The organism is Pseudomonas sp. TH07 (assembly GCF_016651285.1).
GTDB lineage: Bacteria > Pseudomonadota > Gammaproteobacteria > Pseudomonadales > Pseudomonadaceae > Aquipseudomonas.
Map to the genome: position 1 here is coordinate 4,055,821 of NZ_JAEKED010000001.1, position 9,460 is coordinate 4,065,280.

10 protein-coding genes are annotated in these 9,460 nt (G+C 66.0%); 5 read left to right on the top strand and 5 right to left on the bottom strand.

Annotated features, from left to right (window positions below):
- Positions 1–178: 178 nt before the first annotated feature.
- From JFU57_RS18935 to JFU57_RS18950, 4 genes are read right to left on the bottom strand one after another with little or no spacing between them, the layout of a single operon-like run.
- Positions 179–931: an N-formylglutamate amidohydrolase gene (locus JFU57_RS18935; protein ID WP_078473689.1), complete on the bottom strand. Its 753-nt coding sequence runs from the start codon at positions 929–931 to the stop codon at positions 179–181.
- The gene (locus tag JFU57_RS18940) at positions 915–2,267 is read right to left on the bottom strand and encodes a glutamine synthetase family protein (protein ID WP_201130386.1); all 1,353 of its coding nucleotides are present in this window, start codon (positions 2,265–2,267) and stop codon (positions 915–917) included. The genes JFU57_RS18935 and JFU57_RS18940 overlap by 17 nt, the downstream gene beginning before the upstream one ends.
- Entirely contained in the window at positions 2,264–2,908 is a 645-nt protein-coding gene (locus tag JFU57_RS18945) for an isochorismatase family cysteine hydrolase (RefSeq protein ID WP_201130388.1), read from the bottom strand. Before JFU57_RS18945 ends, JFU57_RS18940 begins: the two co-directional genes overlap by 4 nt.
- A gap of 2 nt (positions 2,909–2,910) precedes the next feature.
- Positions 2,911–3,765: a MurR/RpiR family transcriptional regulator gene (locus tag JFU57_RS18950; protein WP_201130390.1), complete on the bottom strand. Its 855-nt coding sequence runs from the start codon at positions 3,763–3,765 to the stop codon at positions 2,911–2,913.
- 427 nt (positions 3,766–4,192) lie between these two features.
- Between JFU57_RS18950 and JFU57_RS18955 the strand changes: the two genes are divergently transcribed.
- Together JFU57_RS18955 and cobF are read left to right on the top strand one after the other, a co-directional pair.
- Positions 4,193–4,756 carry a histidine phosphatase family protein gene (locus tag JFU57_RS18955; protein ID WP_201130392.1) on the top strand — a complete coding sequence of 188 codons (564 nt, stop codon included), beginning with the start codon at positions 4,193–4,195 and terminating at the stop codon, positions 4,754–4,756.
- Positions 4,757–4,815: 59 nt separating this feature from the next.
- A complete protein-coding gene (gene cobF / locus JFU57_RS18960; protein ID WP_201130394.1) occupies positions 4,816–5,577 on the top strand; it encodes a precorrin-6A synthase (deacetylating) in 762 nt (253 codons plus the stop codon).
- 15 nt (positions 5,578–5,592) lie between these two features.
- On the opposite strand, the gene ftrA is transcribed toward cobF, so the two are convergent.
- Positions 5,593–6,567 carry a transcriptional regulator FtrA gene (gene ftrA, locus JFU57_RS18965; RefSeq protein WP_201130396.1) on the bottom strand — a complete coding sequence of 325 codons (975 nt, stop codon included), beginning with the start codon at positions 6,565–6,567 and terminating at the stop codon, positions 5,593–5,595.
- A gap of 104 nt (positions 6,568–6,671) precedes the next feature.
- On the opposite strand from ftrA, the gene JFU57_RS18970 reads away from it, so the two are divergent.
- From JFU57_RS18970 to JFU57_RS18980, 3 genes are all read left to right on the top strand, one after another.
- Positions 6,672–7,106, top strand: a complete 435-nt coding sequence (locus JFU57_RS18970; protein WP_078473682.1) for a rhodanese-like domain-containing protein — start codon at positions 6,672–6,674, stop codon at positions 7,104–7,106.
- 357 nt (positions 7,107–7,463) lie between these two features.
- Positions 7,464–8,243 (top strand): ABC transporter substrate-binding protein, encoded by a 780-nt coding sequence (locus JFU57_RS18975; protein WP_078473681.1) that lies wholly within the window; start codon positions 7,464–7,466, stop codon positions 8,241–8,243.
- Positions 8,244–8,346: 103 nt separating this feature from the next.
- Complete coding sequence (locus JFU57_RS18980; RefSeq protein WP_201130398.1) at positions 8,347–9,459, top strand: succinylglutamate desuccinylase/aspartoacylase family protein; 1,113 nt, start codon at positions 8,347–8,349, stop codon at positions 9,457–9,459.
- Position 9,460: the final 1 nt, after the last annotated feature.

Here is a 9,460-nt window from a genome sequence, read left to right on the forward strand (position 1 = left end):
TGAGCAGGCATTGAGTGGGGTGCAGGCCCGCGCAACGTGGCGCGAGCGCACGTTGAACAAGGCCCGGTGTTCGAACCTGGCAGGTTAAAAGACACACCACGGCGGTTTTTGTAATTGTTCTACCGGTCCGGCAAACAGCAGTTGGTGCAACAGCGACAGCGTGATTCGACAGCAGGGTCTACAACAGCGGCGCCAGGTAATCGCTCCAGCGCCGTACCGCTTGCGGGGTGCGCAGCAGGTCGTTGCGCACCTCGATCAACACCGAGTCCAGGCCGCGCCCGTCGCCGTGCACCGGCACCGTCATGTCGCTGCCGGCCTCGATCCGATACGGCTGGTTGCCCGCCACCTGCAACGGGTGTTGGCCCAGGCCGGCCACCAGGCGTTCGGCGTAGGCCTGGGCGCGGTCGTAGAGCACGCCGATTTCCAGTTGGCGCGGCTCGCCGAAGTACACCGGAGTGAAGCTGTGGATGCCCACCACCCGTACCGTTTTTCCGGCGGCCAGGCGCTCGTCGATCAAGCTCGCCAGGCGTGAGTGAAACGGCCGGAACAGGCACTGGCGCCGGTATTCGCGGGTGGCTTCATCCAGCGCCTGGTTGCCCGGCACCGGGTAGATCTCGCTCTTGAGCGGGATGCTGTCGGGGGCGTGCAGCGGGCGATTGAGGTCGATCAGCAGGCGTGAGTAATTGGCCGTCAGCAGCGTCGCGCCCAGGGCCTCGGACAGGCTCTCGGCCAGCGCCAGGGCACCGATGTCCCAGGCGATGTGCTGCTGCGCCGCTTCCGGGTCCAGACCCAGGTCGTTGAGCGGCGCGGGGATATAGCGGCTGGCGTGCTCGCAAACCAGGATCAGCGGGTGCTCGGACGCTTCACGCAGCAGGCCATAGGCCGGCCGGTCGTAGTAGCCAAGCTCGGGGGTTTCAGTAGAGGCGTGCATAGTGTTCACAGAGTTGGGCCGGGTCGAGGTTTTGGGTCAGGCGCAGTTCTTCGTGCTTGACCGCCAGGTAAGTGTCGAGCAGTGGCTTGGGCACGGCCAGGGTCAGCGCCGGGCTGGCGGCCAGCAGCTCCAGGGCCTGGGCCAGGGAGCCGGGCAGGGCGACGATGCCGCGCTCCTTGAGCTGAGCCGGGCTCAGGGTGTCGGGCGCATCGTCGGTGGTGGCGCGCAGGGCCAGCCCCTGCTGGATCCCCAGGCGCCCGGCGATCAGCACCATGGCCATGGCCAGGTGCGGCGAGGCGGTGGCGTCCAGGGCGCGAAACTCCAGGTTGTACTGCGGCGCCACGTCCTTCCCGCCCAGGCTGACGGTCGGGCAGATACGCAACGAGGCTTCGCGGTTGCGTTGCCCGAGGCAGGCGTAGGCGGCGCTCCAGTGATGGGGTTGCAGGCGCTGGTAGGAGATCGGTGTCGGCGCGGTAAAGGCGCACAGCGCCGGCAGGTACTTGAGCACCCCGGCGGCCCAGCGCCGGCCCAGTTGCGACAGGCCATTGTCGGCCTGCGGGTCGTAGAGCTTCGGCCGGCCGTCGAGGTCTTGCAGGCTGATATGCAGGTGCACGCCATTGCACACCGCATGCTGCGACACCTTGGGTGAAAAGCTCACCTGCTGCCCCAGTTGCCGGGCGATTTCCCGGGTGATCTCCCGCACGTTCACCGCGCGGTCGGCGGCGGCCACGCCCGAGGTCGGGCGGCAGGTGATCTCGTACTGTTGCTTGCCGTACTCGGGGAGGAACATCTCCGGCTCGACCCCGGCGGCGCGCAGGGCGCTGAGCAGCCAGCCGCCGAAGTTCGCCCCCTGGCGCTGAGCGCCCAGGGAGAACGCCAGTTGCTCGGCTTGCGCGGGGGCGCCCTGCAGGTTGAATTCGTGTTCGAAGGCGGCGGTGATCTGCAGTTTCAGGTCGTCGCGATAACGCGCCACCTCTTCGCGCAGCAGGGTGCGCGGGCAGGCGGCCCAGGGCGTGCCGTCGGTTTCGCAGATATCGGCGTGGAGGTAATCCAGGGGCGCGGCCTCGGGATCCGGGCCGTTGGCGACGCTGACCCGGCTCGCCATGTCCGGGATCAGCCGCAGGTCGCCATAGGCGCCCCAGGGGTTGGCCTCGGCAATCTGGTCCTGCGGGGTCAGGGCGCTGTTGGCCGGAACCCAGCCACAGCCGGCGGCCTGGTAGCTGTCCAGCTCGTCGCTGGGAAAGGAACGCCCGCGGGTCACGCCGATCAGGTCGGTGGTGACGATGCTGGTCATGGCCACGGCGGCCAGCGGCGTCACGCCGCTACCCCGGCTCATGCCGCCAACTCATGCAGGCGGTCGAGCACGGTCCGGGTGTCGGTGATCCAGCAATAACCCTTGATCGCATTCAGGCAGGCCAGGTGCCGCGCCTCGGTGTAGGTGGCGCAGGCGTCTTCCACCAGGGTCACCAGGTAGCCGCGATCGGCGGCATCGCGCACGGCCATGTCCACGCACTGGTCGGTGACGATGCCGGCGATGATCAGGTGCCGGGTCTGCAGGTTGCGCAGCACGTAGTCGATATTGGTGGAGTTGAAGACCCCGGACGAGGTCTTGGGCAGGATGATTTCGTTTTCCCCGGCCGCCAGTTCATCGATGATCGCCGCCTGCGGGCTGCCCTTGGGCAAGTGCATGTCAGACAGCTTGTGGTCCAGCGAGCGGTCGCGGCCGTCGGCGGTCAGGCTTTCGATCAGGGTGTGCAGCACGTTCTGCCGGGCGCCACGCATGGCCGCCAGGAGCTGTTGCTGGTTAGGGATCACCTGGGTCCGTGTCCGTTGCAGGAAGTACTGCGCGTCGGCGTCCTGCAGGTGCGGGTCGAACTGCGGTTCGAGCCAGGCACGTTGCATATCCACCAGCAGCAGGGCGGTGTGGTCGGCGACAAAGGGCAGGTCGCGGGGCGAGCGATGGGGCAGGCTGAACATGCTTACTGATCCTCCAACAGGTGGGTGGCAAAGCTGTCCCGCAGGGCGTCGATACCCTCCAGGCGATCTTCAAGATGGTCGCCGCGCAAGGTCAGGCTGGCGATCAGCGCTTCAACCTGGGCCAGGGCCGGCACCAGGGTGTCGAAGGCCGAGACCGACTCCACCGGGGCGCTGATCACCAGGTCCGCCAGTTCGCGCAGGGGCGAGGCGTAGATGTCGGTGAACAGCACCACCCGGGCGTAGCGCGCCTTGGCCGCGCTGGCCACGCGCAGGGCCTGGGCCTGATAGCGGCGGTAGTCGAACAGCAGCACGAGGTCCTGGCGTTGCAGGTCGTACAGGCGGTCGGGCAGGTGCGCGTTGTCTTCCAGGGCGAAGCAGCCCGGGCGCAGCAGCCGCAGATGGTTGAGCAGGTAGCCGGCGAGGAAGCTGCTGAAGCGGCCACCGAAGCAGTACACGGCGTGCCGGCTGTCGAGCAGCCACTCCAGGAGGATGCGGATGTCCTCGGGCTGGGTCAGCGCCTGGGTCTCCACCAGGCGCCGGGCGCTGTCATTCAGGTAGTGATTCCAGGCGTCGTCCTGTTGCAGGTGCGAGCGCGGCTGCAACAGGGTGCTGGGCGAGCGCAGGCGGTCATCCATGTCGCTGAGCAGGGCTTCCTGGAACTCGGCATAACCGCCGAACCCGAGCTTTTTCACCAGGCGCACGATGGTCGGATCGCTGACCCCGGCATGCTCGGCCAGGCGCGACATGGGCCCCAGGCCGTTGCGCGGATAGTGGTCGAGCAGGGCCCGGACCACCTTGCGCTCGGCGGGGGTGAGTTCCAGTGCGGGGTCGGTGATCAGCTCTCTGAGCGAGGACATGGCAGCGCCTTGAATGTCGTGTGTTGTTTTTATTTCATATCTGGCGAAATTAGTATTTATGTAATTTACGCTACATGTCCAGCGAAAGTTTCAGCGCCGGTGAAATGCCCCGCAAGGGGGCGTAATGCTGTTCACTTAAGAACCAACACCGTACCTGTTGCGAGGGAGCTTGCTCCCGCTGGGGCGCGAAGCGGCACTAAAAATGGGACGGCTGCGCACCGGCGCGCCGGCCGGTCCAGTGGGAGCAAGCACCCTCGCCACATTGACCACACCTATAGCCGCTGCCGCCAGGCTCGGGCCGCGTGCGGACGCTGGCCGGTAGGGCGCCCAGGTCGGGGTTGGCAACGCAGTGGGAAATTGCCCGTCGGCCATGCTACAAACGCAACCTCAGCCCAGGCCGTCGATGGCCCTTTTTCGAGAATGCCCCGTGCAAGCCACCCGCTTGACCCTGATTTGTCATGCCCGAACCGTCGCCCAGAAACGCGCGTGCTTCCCCCTGGACGAGCCGCTGGAGCTTGACTGGCAAGCACTCGCCGGCTCGCGGGCGGCGCTGTTCAAGCGTCCGCCGCGCCTGCTCAGTGCCCCGGAGTTGCGGGCGCGGCAGAGCGCCGGGTTGTATGGTGCCGAGCCGCAGATCGTCAGTGCCTTGCGCGATTGCGACATGGGTGATTGGGCGGGGGTGGCGCTGGATCACTTGCAGCAGCACCAGCCGCAAGCCTTGCAGGCGTGGCTGGCCGACCCCCAGGCGGCGCCCCATGGCGGTGAGTCGGTGGCGCAGTTGTGCGAGCGGGTCGCGGCCTGGCTGGAGAGCGTGAGCCAGAGCCCCGGCCATGTACTGGCGGTGACCCATCCGCTGCTGATTCGCGCGGCCTTGCTGCAGGTCATGCAATGCCCGCTGGCCAGCTTCAATCACATTGATGTCGAGCCGCTGTCGGCCCTCGAACTACGCTTCAACGGGCGCTGGCGCCTGCGCCTGGATGCCCGGCCATAAGTGGCCGGGTCCCTAAGCCCCCCCATACCGGGCTCCTGCCCACAGATTGAGAACCGCCCATGAAAACCCTCCTGATCATCGGCATCGGTGCCGGCAACCCCGACTACATCACGATGCAGGCGGTCAAGGCGCTGAACCGCAGCGATGTGTTCTTCCTCATGGACAAGGGGGCGAGCAAGGACTCATTGATCGACCTGCGCCGCGAGATCTGCGAGCGCTATATCACTGAGCCGGGCTACCGTTTCGTGCAGGCGCAAAGCCCGGAGCGGCTGCGTGGCGATGTCGATTACCAGGCCAGCGTCGAGGACCTCAACCGCGACAAGCAGGCGACCTTCGAACGCCTGATCGACGAGGAATTGGCCGATGGCCAGACCGGGGCCTTCCTGGCCTGGGGCGATCCGGCGTTGTACGACAGCACCCTTCGCATCCTGCAGGCGATTCTGGACAGCGGTCGCTGCCGCTTCGAGTTCGAGGTCATCCCGGGTATCACCAGCGTCCAGGCCCTGGCCGCGCAGCATAAGGTGCCGCTCAACCGCATCGGTCGCTCCGTGGAAATCACCACCGGGCGTCGCCTGGCAGCGGGGCAGGTGAGCGACGCCGACAGCCTGGTGGTGATGCTCGATGCCGAGGACTCCTATCGCCAGGTGCTGGACCGCGAGCTGGATATCTACTGGGGCGCCTACCTGGGCACCGCGGACGAGATTCTGATCAGCGGCCGGTTACAGGACGTGGCGGATGAAATCCAGCGTGTGCGCAAGGCGGCGCGGGAGGCCAATGGCTGGATCATGGACACCTACCTGCTGCGCAAACCGGACGCCTGACGGGCGCCGCCGGCTTCATACCGGGGTCTTGGCGCCCCGGCCAAAGCGCTCGCGGTACACCGAGGGCGGCACCCCCACCACGCTGCGAAACGCCACGCGAAAACTCTCCACCGAGCGATAACCGCAGCGCAGGGCGATGTGCTCGGTGTGTTCGCTGCCGCTTTCCAGCAATTCCCGGGCCCGGGCCAGGCGCTCATGTTGCAGCCAGGCCTTGGGCGAGGCACCGGTGGCTTCGCTGAAACGCCGCAAGAATGTGCGCTCGCTCATCAGCGCCTGGCGGGCCAGGTCGCGCACCTCCAGTGGCTCATGCAGGTGTTCGCGCGCCCACTGCATGACTTTCGACAGGTCGCTGCGCGGCGTACGGCTGACCGGCGCCGGAATGAACTGGGCCTGGCCGCCGGTGCGCTGCGGCGACATCACCAGGCGCCGCGCCACCGAGTTGGCAACGTGGGTGCCGAAGTCCCGGGCCACCAGGTGCAGGCAGGCGTCGATCCCGGCGGCGCTGCCGGCCGAGGTGATCAACTGCCCGGCGTCGACGTAGAGCACATCCGGGTCCACCTCGATCAGCGGGAAGCGCGCCGCCAGTTCCTCGGTGTAGCGCCAGTGGGTGGTGGCGCCACGGCCGTCCAGCAGCCCGGTGGCGGCGAGGGCAAACACCCCGGAGCAGATCGACAGCAAACGTGCGCCACGCCGGTGGGCGCGGCGCAGGGCGTCGATCAGGGGGCCAGGCAAGGGATCGCTGCGGCTGCGCCAGCCGGGAATGATGATGGTGCGGGCCTGCTCCAGCAGCTCCATGCCGCCGTCGGCCGTCACCTGGATCCCGCCGGTGGCGCGCATGGGGCCTGGGTCCACGGCGACGATGCGGTGCTCATACCAGGGGAAATCGAACTCCGGGCGCGCCAGGCCGAAGATCTCCACGGCAATGCCGAACTCGAAGGTGCACAGGCCGTCGTAGGCCAGGATCGCGACTAAACCGGGGTGGGCGTGCATTTGGCGGAAAGTTACCAGTCAGTGTCTTGTGCGCCACTGTAGCGGCGCGGGCGTGGCGGATAAAGTCTTTCTCTCACCCCCATTCGCTTTCGGAGATGCCCCCCATGACCAGCCTGGTCCGTGATGTTCCCGCCGCCCCCTCGGCCATTGCCCTGATGCATTTTTCCAACCGCCTGACCTTTGAAACCGACTGCTCCGATGTGCACGCCAGCCAGCAGGCGGGCGCGCTGGATTTTGTGTTACTGGACGTGCGCGGCCCGCAGGCGTTCGAGCGCGGGCATGTGCCGGGGGCGATCAATATCCCCGGGCGGCAGATCAGCGCCGAGCGCCTGGCGGGTTACGCCCGGGACACGCTGTTCGTGGTCTATTGCGCCGGGCCCCACTGCAACGGCGCAAACAAGGCCGCGGTGAAACTGGCGGCGCTGGAGTACCCGGTCAAGGAAATGATCGGCGGCGTCACCGGCTGGCTGGATGAGGGGTTCCACCTGAGCGCACCTACCGAGCGCCCAGCACCCACCGTGATCGAGTGCGCCTGCTAAACCTGGCCTCCCCAACGACGCCAATCGACCCACCCCGATTCCTGTAGCCGCTGCCGCAGGCTGCGGCTACAGGTGCAACGCGTATTTCAAGGCCAGCACAGCGGGTTACAGGATTTGTGGAGGGGGTGTTTTCAATTCGACCACCGGGTCGGATTCCGGACGGCGGGTGGGCGCTTTACCGGCTTTTGCACCGCTCTGGGGCGGGGCTTTCAGGGGGGAATGGCACGCGTGACTTTTTCATAAATATTTGTCGCATAAACGCAATTTGCTTCCCGGGGGCGCCTCTAGACTGCTGGCCACTTCGATTTTCCGTAATCGAAACCCAGCCAATAAAAGTCTCCACCCTTGGAGTTATAAATGAACAAGTTTGCGTTCTTCGGTGCCCTGGCACTGTCGATGTTTTCCCTCTGCGCCGTGGCCGATGAAGCCAAGCCGATTCGCATTGGTATCGAAGCCGGCTACCCACCGTTCTCGATGAAAACCCCCGACGGCAAGCTCACCGGTTTTGACGTGGATATCGGCGATGCGCTGTGTGAGCAGATGCAGGTCAAGTGTGTGTGGGTCGAGCAGGAATTCGACGGCCTGATCCCGGCGCTGAAGGTCAAGAAAATCGACGCCATCCTGTCGTCGATGACCATTACCGACGACCGCAAGAAAAACGTCGACTTCACCATCAAGTACTACCACACCCCGGCACGCTTCGTGATGAAGCAGGGCATCGAGATCAAGGACCCGCTGACCGAGCTCAAGGGCAAGAAAGTCGGTGTGCTGCGCGCCAGTACCCACGACCGTTTCGCCACCGAAGTGCTGGTCCCGGCCGGGATCAGCCTGGTGCGCTACGGCTCGCAGCAGGAAGCCAACCTGGACATGGTCTCCGGCCGCATCGACGCGCTGCTGGCCGACTCGGTCAACCTCGACGACGGTTTCCTGAAAACCGACGCCGGCAAGGGCTTCGCTTTCGTCGGTCCCGAGTACAACGATCCGAAATACTTCGGTGGCGGCGCCGGCATTGCCGTGCGCAAGGGGGATACCGCCCTGGCCGAAAAATTCAACACGGCGATTACCGAAGTGCGCGCCAACGGCAAGTACAAGGCCGTGCAGGACAAGTACTTCAAGTTCGACGTTTACGGTGAGTAATCGCCAGCAGTGAAAAAAAGGTGGCGCCCGTTGATACGGCAGCCACCTTTTTTATGCGCTGCTGTTTTATCCTGCGCCACCCCATTTTCCTCAGGGAGCTGCCATGCAACGTATTGACCACCCATTGCCCTGGAGCCACCTGGGCAGCGAGCGCCAGCTCAGCGTGTTCCGCTTTGGCGCAGGTTCGCGCAAGGTGTATATCCAGGCCAGCCTGCACGCCGATGAGCTGCCGGGCATGCGCACCGCCTGGGAACTGAAAAAACGCCTGGGCGAACTCGAAGCCAACGGCCAGTTGCATGGCGTGATCGAGCTGGTGCCGGTGGCCAATCCCATTGGCCTGGACCAGTACGTGCAAAACAGCCACCTGGGGCGCTTCGAGCTGGGCAGCGGGAAGAATTTCAACCGTGCGTTCTTTGAACTCAGCGGCCCGGTGGGCGACCTGATCGGTGGCCAGCTGGGCACTGACGCTGCGGCCAACGTGGCGCTGATCCGGCGCACCATGGGCCAGGTGCTGGACCGCTTGCCTGCGCCGGGCTCCCAGCTCGAAGCCTTGCACCGCCTGCTGTTGCGCCATGCCTGCGAGGCCGAGATCACCCTCGACCTGCACTGTGATTTCGAAGCGGCGATCCATCTCTACGCACTGCCCCAGCACTGGCCGCAGTGGCAACCCCTGGCCGCGCGGTTGAAGGCGGGCGTGGCCTTGCTCTGCGAGGACTCCGGCGGCAGCTCGTTCGATGAGTCCTGCTCCGCGCCCTGGTTGCGCCTGGCCCGGGACTTTCCCCGGGCGGCGATTCCCCCGGCCAACCTCGCCACCACCCTGGAGCTGGGCAGCATGGGTGACACCCGGGTCGAGCAGGCCCAGGCCAATTGCGAGGCGATCCTGGGGTTCCTGGCCGAGCAGGGTTTGATCAGCGGCGACTGGCCGCCAGCCCCCGATGCGTGTTGCGAAGGCATGCCGTTCGAAGGCACCCAGTACCTGTTCGCCCCTCACCACGGCGTGGTCAGTTTCCTGCGTGAAGCCGGCGAGTGGGTCGAGGAGGGCGATGCGCTGTTCGAGGTGGTCGACCCGCTGCAGGATAAAGTCAGCGTGGTACGGGCGGGCACCCGCGGCGTGCTGTTTGCCCTGGACCGTGGGCGCTACACCCAGCCGGGTATCTGGCAGGCCAAGGTGGCCGGGCGCGACGCGATTCGCGCGGGCAAGCTGATCAACGACTGAC

Excerpts from the sequence above, each read along its gene's own strand:
- ftrA (WP_201130396.1), bottom strand. The coding sequence starts at position 6,567 with ATGCACGCCCACCCCGGTTTAGTCGCGATCCTGGCCTACGACGGCCTG.
- JFU57_RS18950 (WP_201130390.1), bottom strand. The coding sequence starts at position 3,765 with ATGTCCTCGCTCAGAGAGCTGATCACCGACCCCGCACTGGAACTCACC.
- JFU57_RS18940 (WP_201130386.1), bottom strand. The coding sequence starts at position 2,267 with ATGAGCCGGGGTAGCGGCGTGACGCCGCTGGCCGCCGTGGCCATGACC.
- cobF (WP_201130394.1), top strand. The coding sequence starts at position 4,816 with ATGAAAACCCTCCTGATCATCGGCATCGGTGCCGGCAACCCCGACTAC.
- JFU57_RS18975 (WP_078473681.1), top strand. The coding sequence starts at position 7,464 with ATGAACAAGTTTGCGTTCTTCGGTGCCCTGGCACTGTCGATGTTTTCC.
- JFU57_RS18970 (WP_078473682.1), top strand. The coding sequence starts at position 6,672 with ATGACCAGCCTGGTCCGTGATGTTCCCGCCGCCCCCTCGGCCATTGCC.
- JFU57_RS18935 (WP_078473689.1), bottom strand. The coding sequence starts at position 931 with ATGCACGCCTCTACTGAAACCCCCGAGCTTGGCTACTACGACCGGCCG.
- JFU57_RS18980 (WP_201130398.1), top strand. The coding sequence starts at position 8,347 with ATGCAACGTATTGACCACCCATTGCCCTGGAGCCACCTGGGCAGCGAG.
- JFU57_RS18945 (WP_201130388.1), bottom strand. The coding sequence starts at position 2,908 with ATGTTCAGCCTGCCCCATCGCTCGCCCCGCGACCTGCCCTTTGTCGCC.